Below are 14,003 nucleotides of genomic sequence, written 5' to 3'. Positions count from 1 at the left end.
CGAAGACATCAGAGACATTGGTGTGATCAAACCCACTTTGGCGCTCTTTGATGAGGACGAAAAGACGGTAGATATAGCAATCAGCACCAAGGGTTTGACAGTGGGTAAAACCTATCGGCTCAACCGCTACAGCTTTACAGGCAACTGGAATAAGAAAGAGGGATTTGAACCGAGCGTGGTCGGTCAAGTGACCGTAAAAGACGAGACTATGTGGTATGTCGATGAAAAACTGGACCGCGCAAAAAACTATTACTATGACTTTGCCGAGCTGGATGAGGAACTTAGACTTATCCAGTCGGAGCCAGTACTGCCAATCGACGGAGAGGCCGTCATGCAAAACACGAGTGCCAGAAAAGCGATCGCCCTGGCCATCGACAAGGAGTTCATCACCGCTGACATACTTGGAAACGGATCGATAGCTGTGGATTACTTTGTGCCAAAGGGATTAGTCTATGATAATAAAAGAGATTTCAGAGCAGTCTACTTTGCTGGGTGGTTGCACTACAACCCAAAACTTGCAAGCGACTACTGGGAAAAGGCCAAGGAAGAGCTTGGTTTCACGAATGTAAGACTCGTATTCAAAACATACGATTCAGAAAGCTCCAAAAAGATCAGCGAGCATATCAAATCCAATTTGGAAGCAGCGCTTTCCGGTCTTGAAGTGGAACTTAAGCAGATGCCTTTTAAATCTTATGGAAGAGATAATGATGAGGGACCTATCCACATGGAGTTCGCAGGCTGGGGGCCGGATTATCCTGATGCGATGACCTTTCTTGACATGTGGGTGACAGGTGGTGGCCATAACACATCGGGTTACAGTGACGAGCTTTACGATCAAACTATTGAAAGCGCAAAGTTCGGCGAGCTCACAAAAGATACCGTAAAAAGGACCCAAACGCTTCAGGAGCTTGAGCGCAAACTCATCGAAGAAGATGCTGTGATCGTCCCCCTGTATCAGCGTGGAGGCATGGAGCTTGTCAAGCCTTATGTGCATGGTATCCAAACGCACGCATTCGGTGCCGACCACACCTATAAGCGCGCGGTGACGAAAGAAGATGAAGACGGTAAAAGGATACTGAATCTTGTCACGGGTCATGACATTCCGAGCATGGATACGAATAAGGCTACGAATGATGTATCTTTTGAAGTGATGGGCAATGTGCTGGAGGGCCTGTTCACCTTTGGTGAATACGACGAGCTGGAGTACGGCTTGGCAAAATCCTATCACAAGAGCGAGGATGGACTTACCTATGTGTTTGACTTAAGAGAAAACGCAAGATGGTCCAATGGAGCACAGGTGACAGCAAATGATTTCGTCTATTCGTGGAGGCGGCTTGCAGACCCGAAAACAGGCAGCCAGTATCAGTTCATGGTGGAAACCGCGGCACTCAAAAACTTTGAAGGCGTGATGAAAGGAACATTGGAGACCAGCGAACTTGGGGTAGTCGCCCTAGATGACTATACCCTAGAGGTGACGCTTGAACATCCTATCCCGTATTTCGAAAAGCTGATGACTTTCCCAAACTTCTACCCCGTGAATCAGGCCTTTGTAGAAGCCGTCGGTGATGATTTTGGAACCAGCATGGAAACCACACTCTACAACGGACCCTTTGTGCTTACTGAGTGGAATATGGCCAAAGGGTACGCGATTTCAAAAAATGAAAACTACTGGGACAGCGACCATGTCAGTTTGGACGGCGTCACCTTCAAGCAAATTACGGATGCAGAGGAAGGAGTGAAGCTTTACAAGGAGGGTGAGATCGATAAAACAGGCTTGTCAAGTGAACTTATAAATGAGTATCGGGACCACCCTGAGTTGAAGCAGAGACTAAGAACCGCAGTATTCTATTTGATACTAAATCAGTAGTTTGTCCCACGTAAAACCCTCGCGTAGTAGCTGTGCCTTGTGCCAGCTCGCTATAAAACTGTGGTATGAAGAGAAAAACCTCTGAAAACCACACTGAGAACTATAATATATTGCTTTATCATAGTACACGAATCCAACAATCAAACACTCTCACTCATAACCAACCATCATCAACCATTGAGAATGGAATTGGAGAACACTGAGACAAGTTTCAAACATCTGCGATGGGCGAGAGAGGTTTTGGAGAAATCGGTAAAAGATAAATACGGGTAGACATGAAGCCTACCCATACAAAAGAGCTGAAGGAATAAATCATAGAGTTTTGTATCCTGTACGGGTAGGCTTTATGTCTACCCTCTCAAAAACCTGTATTTACTTATTCAAAACGTGTCTCAGTGCCCTCAGAAAGCGCAGCGTCTCAAAATATTTGCTGGTTGAAATTTAGACAGGTGAACCATGCTACTTTGGTCAGCAGACAATGCCTTGCAATAAAAAATTCTCAGTGTGGTTTTCAAGAGAAAAAAACCTCTGAAAACCACACTGAGAACTGTAATATATTGCTTTATCATAGTGCACGAATCCAACAATCAAGCACTCTCTCTTATAACCAACCACCATCAACCATTGAGGATGAAATTTGGAGGACACTGAGACAAGTTTCAAACATCTGCGATGGGCGAGAGAGGTTTTGGAGAAATCGGTAAAAGATTAATACGGGTAGACATGAAGCCTACCCCTACAAAAGAGCTGAAGGATTGAATCATAGAGCTTTGTATCCTGTACGGGTAGGCTTTATGTCTACCCTCTCAAAAACCTGTATTTACTTATTCAAAACGTGTCTCAGTGCCCTCAGAAAGCGCAGCGTCTCAAAATGTTAGTAAGTTGAAATCTAGACAAGAGAATCATGCTACTTTGGTCAGCAAGTTAAGCCTTGCAATAAATAATTCTCAGTGTGGTTTTCAAGAGAAAGAAACCTCTGAAAACCACACTGAGAACTGTAATAGATTGCTTTATCATAGTGCATGAATCCAACCATCAAACACACTCTCTTATAACCAACCATCATCAACCATTGAGAATGGAATTGGAGGACACTGAGACAAGTTTCAAACATCTGCGATGGGCTAAGAGGTAAAATGATGCTGGGAGAGCGGAGGTAGATTTCATCAGTCCTACGGAACAAAGCCTCGCGTAGTCGCTGCGCCTTGTGCCAGCCCTCTTGAAACGCATTTATCATTGAAGTATTCATTCAAAACGTGTCTCAGTGCCCTCAGAAAGCGCAGCGTCTCAAAATATTAGCAAGTTGAAATTATGACAAAAGAATCATGCTACTTTGATCAGCAAGTTAAGCCTGCAATAAAAAATTCTCAGTGAGGTTTTTAAGAAAAAAAACCTCTAAAATCCTCACTGAGACCATATAAATTTTGGCTTGGATAATATGAAATTGACATCTGCAACGGGCGGGTGGTATGTTCATTTAGAAAAGAATCTAATGAAGTCAGGAGGATATATGATTATAGTAAGCGCATGTCTTGCGGGGTGTGAGTGTAGATATGACGGTAAGGGGCAGGCGGATGAGCGGGTGGTTGAGTTGATAAGTAGGGGGGAGGCGCATCCTGTTTGTCCTGAGCAGCTTGGGGGGCTTACTACGCCTCGTGAACCTTGTGAGATAAGGTTAAGTAAGGGACAAGTCACCGTCGTGACAAAGGATGGAGAAGACCGCACAAGTGAGTTTAGATTGGGGGCAGAACGTACGCTTGCTATCGCTAAAGCACTCGGCGCGACCAAGGCGATACTGAAAGCGAAAAGTCCGTCTTGTGGCAGAGACATGGTTTATGACGGTAGCTTTTCGGGTACATTAACAGGGGGCAGGGGATTGACTGCCGACTTGCTGATGAAACACGGTATTAAGGTTCTTACCGAGAAGGAAGAACTAGTATAAACTAGACCTATTTTTAAAAATAACAATTAACCAAGGAGGAAGTTCATGGACTACAAAATTCACTATCAAGACACGTTTCCGCTACTTGAAGTAAAACTGACCAAAGGGGAATCGGTAAAGGCCGAATCGGGTGCGATGGTCACCATGGAAGATACGATCGATGTGGAGGGCAAGGTTGAAGGCGGTATCATGAAGGGCTTTGGCCGTATGCTTGCTGGAGAGAAATTCTTCTTTCAGACGCTAAAGGCAAATAGAGGCGAGGGTACAGTGACGCTTGCTCCAACCACATTAGGCGGCCTAATCGCGCTAGAACTCAATGGTAACGGCGGATACATGGTGCAAAAAGACGGTTTCCTTGCGGGAACAGATGGTATAGAGATAGACACTAAAATTCAAAACCTGGCAAAAGGCATGTTTTCTGGCGAAGGATTCTTTGTCATGAAGATTCACGGCAAGGGCACCGCGTTTGTCAATTCTTATGGCGCGATCCATGAAGTGGATGTTCCTGCAGGCAAGCAAGTGGTAATCGACAACCAGCATCTTGTTGCTTGGTCTGAGACACTTAATTACACGATCGACAAAGCTTCAAAAGGCTGGATATCTTCTGTCACTTCGGGCGAAGGTCTGGTGTGCCGCTTCACCGGTCCTGGCAAGGTGTATATCCAAACCAGAAACCCTGCATCCTTTGCCCAATGGATCCATTCACTATTACCATCAAAATCATAAACAAAAAAAGGCGGTTTTCTTAAGTGAAAACCGCCTTTTGCATATCTTTTTAGGATACAGCTTCTAATGTACTTTCGCCTCGCATTTTCTTCATTTTCTTTTCGACAACACCTGTGAACATGAATCCTATGGCACCGACAGAAGCGATGGCGGCGACCACCACCCATACGGTCTTATAATCAGCAGTTTCGATGATCCGGCTGATGACCTTTGGGCTGAGTATGTAACCGGCACCTGCCAAGAGACCGATGAGTGCGCTAAACCGGCCGCGGTGGTTTACCGGTGTGTTGGACATGACGAACACGTTGCTGTTTGTGATCATGATAATTTCGCCTATGGTCCAAATAAAGACCGATACAAAGTAAATCAGAACAGCATCGCTTGCGAAGGCCAATAAACCAAAGCCGACCGCATAAAGCGCGGCACCAAGCGAAATGCTATGGATGGTTCTCAGTTTGCTTAAGGATTCTGTGACCATGATGGTAAAAACAAGTACGACAACAGCATTAAAACTCATGAGCATTCCATAATACTGGGGACCTGTCACCGCCCCGAAGAAGCTTTCCAGGTGAAGCGACATGCCAAAACTGTGCTGAGCGTACACGAATGCCGATGCGAAGGAGAACATGGTGTATAAAACAAGTGTAGGCCGTTTGAGGAAGGCCATAAAGGTAGTCCCTGATTCCAACTTCTCATTTCCTTTTGATTTTTTCATCTCTTCATGGGTCAGCATCGTTTCTTTGATAAAGAAGGCGACCAGTGCGATACTGAGGAGTGTTGTAAGCGCATCGCCGATGAAGAACCACTTCACATGGTTTGCAAGCAGGTATCCTCCAATGACCGGACCCACAGCGACACCGACGTTGATTCCAAGATAAATCAGCGCATAGGCGCGTTTTCTATCCTTTTCATCCGGCACGATGTCTGCGACCATGGCATTTGCGATCGGGTTGGTGAAGTTAAAGAAAACAGATGCGATGATAAGCAGCACCGGCACAAGTTCTGGAGAGCTTTCAGTGACAAAACCGCACGCAAGGAACATGAGAGAGCCTATGGTCGATGCGGTCACGTAGATGAGCTTTCTTCCCTTTTTATCGGCAAGCGCTCCACCGATAAATGGTGAGATCATTGAAAAAACCGCGTTGATGATGATAAAATCCGCGATCTGACTTTCAGTGTAACCTAGTTTCGCTTTCATGTAGAGCGCTAAAAACGCATAGACGAATCCACCGATACGGTTGATCACCCTGGCGAAAAACAAAACATAAATACTTCTGGGGAGTCCCCCGTAGTTGTCTTTGATGGATTTGATAGCCTTTGATTTATGTATGATGTTCATGATATCCTCCTATGATTAAATGATTATAACACAAGATATGGAAAGTGAATCCACTGAAAACTGGAATAAATAGTTTTATGTGTTCTGTATAGTTGTCAAGCAGGTGGCTTTGCTATACTTATGTAAGTACATGCTACTATCAAGTAGAAACGATCTCACGTGTATATTAAAAGTTAGCAATCTTTATCAAGGCTCAATAAACCGTTTATGATAAACTGATATTGGTGATGACAATGGATTATAAGAAGAACATCTTAAAGGTAACAGATTATATTGAAGGCAATTTAGAGATGGATCTCTCCATCGATTCTTGCGCAAGAATCAGCGGGTATTCAAAGTATCATTTCATTCGGATTTTCATAGGTGCGACAGGTTTGGCGCCGATGGATTATGTTCGAAAGAGAAGGCTTTCAAAAGCTGCCAAGCTGATTGGAGAGACCGACTGCTCACTTGTCGAGGTCTGTTTTCAAGTAGGGTTCAATTCGGCCGAGAACTTTACGCGTGCCTTTAAAACAGAACACGGTATCACTCCAAGCGCCTACAGAAAGCAAAAGACCAGCCTGCACTTACTAGAGGAACATCGTGGTCCTGACAGCTCAGGTCTTGTGCCTGAACCAGTTGTACGTATTGAAACGCTTGATGGGGCCACATATTGCTGCCGCGAATACAAGACAAGCGCCTCAAAAAGACACGAAGACATTCCAAGATTCTGGAACAGGTACCACCAGGACATGGCTAAGGCTTTTGATGTCGATTCACCCAAAGGAAAGAATCGGATGGACATGGGGTGGCTTGAGGTAGAAGCGGACGGATCGATGAAGTATCTAATCGGTTATGAAGTAGACTCCGACCATCGGGCTGGGGCTGGTGAAAGAATCCTCGTGATGCCCGCTCAGAAATATGCGATATTCAAAACGCCAAAAGCCGATGCCTATACTTTTGTGGAAGTGATACACCAGACCTGGGACTACATCTACTCGTCGTGGTTGCCGAGGTCGGGCTATGAACAGAGCGGTCCCTATTCCTTTGAGAGGTACTGCGAGAAAAGTTATTCCTTCAGTGAGGAAATACTGATTTCAATAGCAGATCGAACCGATTCAAAAAAGGAGAGCCTATGAGTAAAAAACTAGAAAATATCCAGTGGCAGAGCAATGACTTTGCGCATACCTTCATACGGTCGCTACATACTTCGCTTTATTATGCTGGCATGAATGAATCTATCGCCCAAGTGGCAGGACGAAGCGGATTCGCTTTTCGCACGATCGTCCATAAGGAGCTGTGCCCCAGTGCGATGAGCGTTTTTGACTGGGACCTACTCAAAGAAGCTTCAAAAAACTGCGGAGTCGAAGTTGATGTGGTAACAAGGTTGTGGCATGAAGATGAGCTTGAACCACAGCGTAGGGAAGAGGCGGTTTCTATCATCAAAAGAGCCATAGACCGTCATGTTCCGACAGTTGCCTGGGACCTTACAGTGCCTGAGTGGGAACTTGTGACAGGTTACGATGATCAGCTTAAACGATTCGACTGCCTGTCGGTGATGAATAAGGAAGCGACACTTGAGTATGATAAACTTGGAAGAAGAGAGATCCCGATCCTGTTTGTGATGGCACCGGGTAAGGCGAACGGCATCACAGCAGAAGCCGCGCTAAAGCGTGCGCTTCAAATGGCTGTCGACCACAGTTTGGAAAAGGAATTCTGCGAAAGACCAGATTATCAGGACGGCCATAAGGCTTATGAGCTATGGGCAAAGGCTCTTGGCACAATCAAAGAAGACGACTGGTCAAGCAGATACTACCTATCCACCTACGAGTGCATGAGACGGCTGGCTGTCGAGTATCTGCAATCGCATTTGCAAAGAGTACCTGCACTCGCGCCTGTGGTTGAGCTATACAAGCAGGTCCACAGCTCCTTAAACAAAGCGCTGACATTAAGAAACAGCGAAGTGTTTCCTGATCCTCATGGTATTAAAGAGATGCAAACACTGATCCTACAAGCCGGTTCCTACGAGAAGGAAGCAACAGAGCGCATCGCCTTTTTAATTGAAAACGAATTGATCACCTGAATTTCCAAAAAACGATCTATCACATAGGTCGTTTTTTTCATGTGGCTTATCAAGTGTTTTTTAAAATGCTTCCATTTAAATTTGGTTATACTTGGCATATATGCTTATCAGTGGTGCCTTTGAACAGAATTGTGAGTGAAGAATCGAAGTCGAAAATAATTGGTTAAATGGTATAAATTGTTATCTGATACGCTTCAAATCGCCTTTAATGGTTCATTATGGGAATAAAGTATGAATTAAGTATGAATTTTTCAAAAAAAATAAACAAAAAACGTTAGCAATATTTCATTCTCTGAACATTGAATGCTTGGGAAATTTATCTTTATATATTATAATTAGGGAGTTGTCGTAAAAAAAGTCGAAATGATCGACATTAGATTTAGGGGGATATATGAGAAAGATAAGTGCTTTATTTATTGTTATGATTTGTTTAGTAGTGAGTCAATTTTCCTTTGCTAGTGGTAACATGGATTATACTGCTAATGCTGATTCATTAAAAGAACTGGGTCTATTTAATGGAACCAGTAAAGGTTACGAATTAAACCGCATACCAAATCGAGTTGAGGGTGCTGTTATGCTGGTCAGATTATTGGGTAAGGAAGAGGACGCAAAACTCAGTAACCAAAAAACCCTTTTACCGATGTCCCAGAGTGGGCGGATGCTTATATTGGCTATATGTATAACAGTGGATTAACTATGGGGGTTTCACCAACTAAGTTTGGTTCAAGTGATGCTTTGAATGGTAAATCCTATGCAACTTTTGTATTGCGAGCACTTGAGTATGATGATAAGTCTGGTGACTTTAGTTGGACAAATGCGTTGGAGTTTGCAGTTGAAAAGCAACTAATTAGTGCTGACGAAAAGAAAAGTATGTTGGATGATTTTAAAAGAAATGAAATGGTTGGTTTATCTTATAATGCATTAAAATCAAATCTAAATGGTCAAAAAACGAGTTTAGCAGGAAAACTTATTAATAACGGTGCAGTAAAGCGTGAAATTGCTGAAAAGCAAAATCTGATTCCGTCAATTAATAAGGGGGATAGCTTGTTATTTACTATTGTAAAAGGTGAGTATGGCGGTTTAGATTTGACTTTCAAAAGTGAAGATGTTAAAACACTTGGATTAACACCAAGTATATACGGGCATTCTGGCTCATCTGGAAATATTCATAAAAAGGAATTAATTATTCCATACTCTTTTGTCATTCCATCAGAAAGATCGATAGCTAAATCGGTATGGGACAAAAAAATCAATGATGAGATTCAGAAAGTCTATAGCATTGGCAATGACTTCTCTACTTTGTATTTTTATGATGCGGATTTTATTATGACGCACTATATTTTGCTACCTAAACTTGATGCAATAAAGGACAAAAGTGAGGTTAATCTGGATATCATTGAACTCGATGCCGATGAGATCGCACAGCAAAATAGATACGTTAAGACACATGCTGATTTAGTTTTACAGGTAAATCAGACTAAGAAATATCCAGTAACTATTCTTGAACTTCAGAGTGCTAAGAGTACGACTAAAGCAGATGATGGTTCTGAGATAGAGCAAGACATCACGTATTTAACAATCAAAGATAGCAATTTATCGAATAAAGTCAATTTTGTTAGAATATTTCCGTCTAGTAGAGGTTCTGGCGATGTTGTAATGATAGAGACAATGGTAGCAAGAGAATATAAGTTTGGTGAAACTATTGAATATGAGGAATATGGTGAATTTGGTATTAGGGATGTATCTTCATCTAAATCAGTTGTTGCGCTTTATGACAGCAATAAAAGTATGATTGGATATGTAATATTTGAGTAGATGATAAGGTATTTAATTATATTAGAGAGATGAAATAGCTTATAAGTTAAAGTGGTTTGTGGAATGTGGAATGCGGAATGCAGAAACCTTTGAAGCTGCGCTTCGCAGGAAGGCTCTTTGTCTGCTTTGCAGACGGAGGTATTTGAGAAAACCGCTTGCGAGTACTGCCGCGCCTATGGAACGTAGAGCCGAGCGTGACGCGAGGATAACGCTACATGAGGAGCATACAATCAAAGCACGGAGCTAGTTACTGATGTAACCGGCTCCGTGTTTTTTAATTTGTTTTAGTGGAAGTAAATCTCTTTATAATAATCCATTAGTTCTTCATAGTGCAATTCTGCGAGCTTGTTTTGTCCAAGTTGTGATGGATGTGGGTCGCGGTACGGCCAATCATAATCATATGGTAGTGGGATATCATAGAAATGCGTATAGATTGGAGTTTGATCAAATGCTTGATAGGCATCGACCACTAGGTACATGAGTGCTTCATCTAGACCTTCAATCATTGTATTCATACCCATCATTGGTCCTGGCGCGTATAAATACATATCAATGACTGGTCTTAGTAGAACCGGTTCATTAACAACCACTTCAAATGGGAATGGATCAAAGATTACTGTAGATCCTGATTCGTCACTATCATATGGGTTATAGAGATTTTGAACCATGAGTGTGGCTGTCGGATTTAGTGATTTAATCATGAGGATGAGTGATTCCCATGAACTAACAAAGGTATCACGGCCCAATTCAGCGCTTAATAAGTTAATTGAGTTAAAGTTATACATGGGGTATGGGTCGAGTGGGTGTAGCGCCGCTTGCATTAAATCATTGGATCCTATGCTTAGTGTGATGATGTCGGCTCTTTCAATATTTGCCAACATAATTGCGGTACTAGTTGTAATTGGTACTGGAGCTAATAAATCAGAAATCTTGGCACCATCCACTGCGTAGTTGTAAACTTCTTCTGCTAAAATGGCCTGACCAAATTGATCGACATAAGTTAGATGATGGTCTTTAAATGGGTCTGGATTGAAGTTTACGAAGGTGCCTAGGGGGATTGAATCACCAAGTGCCACATAAACTTCGATATCGGGAGTGACTGCGATTCTTACATGAACCTCATCAATTTTTTCAGGATCTGCATTATTGGTTGCTGTAATAGTATAGTCATAGATCATACCCTCATCATAACCAGAAGGTGTGAAGGTGACCTCTGCAAATGACGTGCTATTGAAAGCTCTAGTTTCTATGGTGATTGTTCCAGGTGTTGTGATTGTTGTTGTGTTAAGCTCATAGGTCCACTCAATATCCTCAGCCTTTGGCTTTAGCTTTCCAATAACTTGGAAAGTGAGCTCTCCATCAACGGGTACAGTGTATAGTTTGTCTGGTGATACAATGGCCACTGTGCCCGCAGGTTGCCGCGAGTTATTTTGGGGTTTTTCAGTTGGTTTACTTGCGAAGATCATTGAGTTAAATGACATTGCAAATAGCGCGATTAGCAGAATAATCGCGGTTCGATGTATTAGTTTTCTTTTCATGTGTTATACCTCCTTTTGTGTTTTGCAACTGAACTATTTATACCCTATAACCGATGGTGGTTAACATAATTGTGATAAGGTTTGTGGAAATATGATTGTATATAAGGGAGATATTAACTCATCATTGACTCTTTAGAGTGAGTTTGTTTTTGCTAGTAAGGTCATGCAAATACTGGTTATTCACCTGATACTTCCAATTGTTTTGCTAGCTAAAAATGAGGGTATACAATTACCGTCTTACATAGTATATGATTCATGTAAGTTTTCTTACTAAAAATGCCAGTGGGCGAAAATGGAAAGGGAGTTTAGAAATGAGAAGCAGAAAAAGAGTACGGAGAATATCATTATTAATGGCACTTCTTCTAGTATTTGTGAGCTTAAACTCATTGTCATTTGGTGCAAAAAAAATTAAGGATCCCCCTACACCGCCAGAACCGACAAGCAACGAAATTGATCTGCAGCAAGTTGCACCTGGTGAAACTGTTACACATGATTTTTCTATCAAGGCGGATTATAACGATCCTTCCTTGATTGTGATGACACCAACGTCAGAAGATGGCCATCTTGTTTTGCTTTCAGAATCGATTAAAACGAATGGCAAAAACAAGTCAAAAACTGCTAATTATAAATTTACTACCACAGCGCCTGGTACTTATTTATATACAGTAGAAGCGAGCGTTTCTGGTGAAGTGTTAATAACAGAAGATTATATTTTTAATGTTTTACCGCCTGCTTCACCACCTGCTGATACCGAGCCACCTTTCGTATTTTCTACTGAGCCAGCTAATAACGACATAGGTGTGTTAAAAGCAAGTGATGTTTTAATCACTTTTGATGATACGATTAAAGTGATGGATAATGCATTGATTACAGTAACTGCAAATGATATTGGTATTGACTTTAGCAAACCCGAAAATGGTTTAGAGGCGATTTCACTAACCTTATCACTCAACTTGGAGTACGATACGGTTTATGCAGTTTCGCTTGCTACAGGTGCTATAGAAGATCTTGCAGGTAACCCACTCGCACCTTATAGTTTTTCATTTGCCACAGAGACAGAGCCTGTTGAACCACCAGCACCAGAGACCATTAATTACCTAGCTCTCGGTGATTCTGTGCCTTATGGGACAACCTATGATACTACAGATGATAGCGACCCAGCCTATAGTGGCGTTGATGGCATAGGAGAGTATTCATATGTTGACAAAGTTGCTTACACCTTAGCTGGGGATGGTAAAATGGTTAATGTGACCAATTTATCGGTTGAAGGTTGGGTAGCCAATGATGTTTTGCTTCAATTGCAAAACGATGAAATTGTTAGAGAAATGATTAGAAATGCCGATGTGATGTCACTTTGTGTTGGCGCCAATAACATCATGGATGCAGCTCCAAGAAATTTTTTTGGCATAATTGACTTTTATGATATTGATTGGACTTTGGCAAACCAAGGCAGAGGGGATTTTGAGAATGATTGGTCCAGAATCATTTCTGAAATTGAGGCGATTGTTTCTGGGATCAATGAAGATATAGTTTTAGAAGTCATGACTATTTATAATCCATATGATGGTGATGACAATGATGCCTATAACAAAGAAACGAGCTTATTTAATGAAACCTTGATTCATGATGAAGCGGATCACTACTTTTCTGATTCTGTCTTAGATGGAAATCGCTTTAATGGACTGAATACAATCATCAAAAATACAACAACTGTTTTAGATTATCGCGTTGTTGATGTCTATCAATACTTTGAAGATTACTATGCCAATGATAAAAAGGCTGTTACAGGGTTCTACAACTTTTTCGATGACCCTCATCCTGATAAAAACGGTCAGGATATCATTGGTGACTTACACTTAGATGCTTTCAATGGTGTTCAGAATGATTATGTGATGTATTGATTTTTGAAGTAGTAGATAATTAAAGGACAATTTAAACCACCAAAATCGTAGATTTTGGTGGTTTTTGTTGGTTTGTTGGTTTGCCTTTTGGAAAGGCATGGATTTAGAATTTTTACTAGAGGCAAGAGGCTAGAGGCGTTTTTGTTTAAGAGTTTTTGTGGAATGTGGAATGTGGAAACCTTTGAAGCTTCGCTTCGCAGGAAGGCTCTTTGTCTGCTTTCATATTTAACCGAGCGATAATCGAGTACAGCCGTGCCTATGGCACCTAAAGCCGAGCGCAAAGCGAGTACAGCGCGACGATAGGAGCATATAGCCCTTATGAAACTAGGAATTTATTGAGCCACTGTTAAACGGGCTAAACTTATTAATAGTCCGTTGCGACTATCTCCACTTTCATTCTGTCGGGATCTTCAAAAAAAACGGCGTAATAATCCTCTCCATTTGCATAGGGATGTTTATCCTCATATAGAAGGTTGACACTGCGCAGTTTAAGTTCTTCTGTAATTTCATCCACGAAGGTTCGACTTGCGTGGAAAGCCAGATGGTTCAAACCATGACCGCATCTATGGTAAGGAATATCCTTATAACGGTCTTCTACCTGCACAAAGACAAGATAGGTATCATCAAGCTTATAGCTTATACCGCCTTGCCACTTTTGATAGATGGAATAGTCCATTTTTTCAAGAAGCCATCCCCAGAAAGAAAGACTCTTCTCTAAATCATTTACATACAGCTCTATATGATGTATCGACCCTTTCACTTGTCACCAAACCTTTCTTATGATTGAATCACGTCAGCAGATTATCATTGTTA

11 protein-coding genes are annotated in these 14,003 nt (G+C 41.9%); 8 read left to right on the top strand and 3 right to left on the bottom strand.

Going from position 1 to position 14,003, the window contains the following annotated elements; all coding sequences use genetic code 11:
* Positions 1-22: 22 nt before the first annotated feature.
* The 3 genes from DWB64_RS10390 to DWB64_RS10380 all read left to right on the top strand — a co-directional run bounded on the left by DWB64_RS10390 (position 23) and on the right by DWB64_RS10380 (position 4,535).
* Positions 23-1,867 carry an ABC transporter substrate-binding protein gene (locus DWB64_RS10390; protein ID WP_129488166.1) on the top strand — a complete coding sequence of 615 codons (1,845 nt, stop codon included), beginning with the start codon at positions 23-25 and terminating at the stop codon, positions 1,865-1,867.
* A gap of 1,510 nt (positions 1,868-3,377) precedes the next feature.
* Positions 3,378-3,809, top strand: coding sequence for a DUF523 domain-containing protein (locus tag DWB64_RS10385; protein ID WP_129488165.1), 432 nt, complete (start codon positions 3,378-3,380; stop codon positions 3,807-3,809).
* A 45-nt stretch (positions 3,810-3,854) separates the two neighbouring features.
* On the top strand, positions 3,855-4,535 hold the full coding sequence (locus DWB64_RS10380; protein ID WP_129488164.1) for a TIGR00266 family protein: 681 nt from the start codon (positions 3,855-3,857) through the stop codon (positions 4,533-4,535).
* A 49-nt stretch (positions 4,536-4,584) separates the two neighbouring features.
* Here DWB64_RS10380 and DWB64_RS10375 read toward each other — a convergent pair whose 3' ends face one another.
* Positions 4,585-5,874: an MFS transporter gene (locus tag DWB64_RS10375; RefSeq protein WP_129488163.1), complete on the bottom strand. Its 1,290-nt coding sequence runs from the start codon at positions 5,872-5,874 to the stop codon at positions 4,585-4,587.
* Positions 5,875-6,107: 233 nt separating this feature from the next.
* Between DWB64_RS10375 and DWB64_RS10370 the strand changes: the two genes are divergently transcribed.
* From DWB64_RS10370 to DWB64_RS10355, 4 genes are all read left to right on the top strand, one after another.
* Positions 6,108-6,992 (top strand): AraC family transcriptional regulator, encoded by an 885-nt coding sequence (locus DWB64_RS10370; protein ID WP_164980352.1) that lies wholly within the window; start codon positions 6,108-6,110, stop codon positions 6,990-6,992.
* A complete protein-coding gene (locus DWB64_RS10365; RefSeq protein WP_129488161.1) occupies positions 6,989-7,936 on the top strand; it encodes a hypothetical protein in 948 nt (315 codons plus the stop codon). The genes DWB64_RS10370 and DWB64_RS10365 overlap by 4 nt, the downstream gene beginning before the upstream one ends.
* A 391-nt stretch (positions 7,937-8,327) precedes the next feature.
* The gene (locus DWB64_RS10360) at positions 8,328-8,630 is read left to right on the top strand and encodes a hypothetical protein (protein WP_129488160.1); all 303 of its coding nucleotides are present in this window, start codon (positions 8,328-8,330) and stop codon (positions 8,628-8,630) included.
* A 2-nt stretch (positions 8,631-8,632) separates the two neighbouring features.
* Positions 8,633-9,751: a hypothetical protein gene (locus DWB64_RS10355; RefSeq protein ID WP_129488159.1), complete on the top strand. Its 1,119-nt coding sequence runs from the start codon at positions 8,633-8,635 to the stop codon at positions 9,749-9,751.
* Between the two features lie 284 nt (positions 9,752-10,035).
* On the opposite strand, the gene DWB64_RS10350 is transcribed toward DWB64_RS10355, so the two are convergent.
* The gene (locus DWB64_RS10350) at positions 10,036-11,289 is read right to left on the bottom strand and encodes an SGNH/GDSL hydrolase family protein (RefSeq protein ID WP_129488158.1); all 1,254 of its coding nucleotides are present in this window, start codon (positions 11,287-11,289) and stop codon (positions 10,036-10,038) included.
* A gap of 311 nt (positions 11,290-11,600) precedes the next feature.
* Here DWB64_RS10350 and DWB64_RS10345 point away from each other — a divergent pair, with 311 nt between their 5' ends.
* A complete protein-coding gene (locus DWB64_RS10345; protein ID WP_164980351.1) occupies positions 11,601-13,190 on the top strand; it encodes an Ig-like domain-containing protein in 1,590 nt (529 codons plus the stop codon).
* A 364-nt stretch (positions 13,191-13,554) separates the two neighbouring features.
* Here the strand turns inward: DWB64_RS10345 and DWB64_RS10340 are convergent, their stop codons facing one another.
* Positions 13,555-13,950, bottom strand: coding sequence for a VOC family protein (locus DWB64_RS10340; RefSeq protein ID WP_129488156.1), 396 nt, complete (start codon positions 13,948-13,950; stop codon positions 13,555-13,557).
* Positions 13,951-14,003 lie beyond the last annotated feature (53 nt).

It is taken from the genome of Fusibacter sp. A1 (assembly GCF_004125825.1).
In the GTDB taxonomy this organism is placed as follows: domain Bacteria; phylum Bacillota; class Clostridia; order Peptostreptococcales; family Acidaminobacteraceae; genus QQWI01.
The sequence above is the reverse complement of the archived record's forward strand: the minus strand, read 5'-3'. Positions and strand labels throughout refer to the sequence as shown.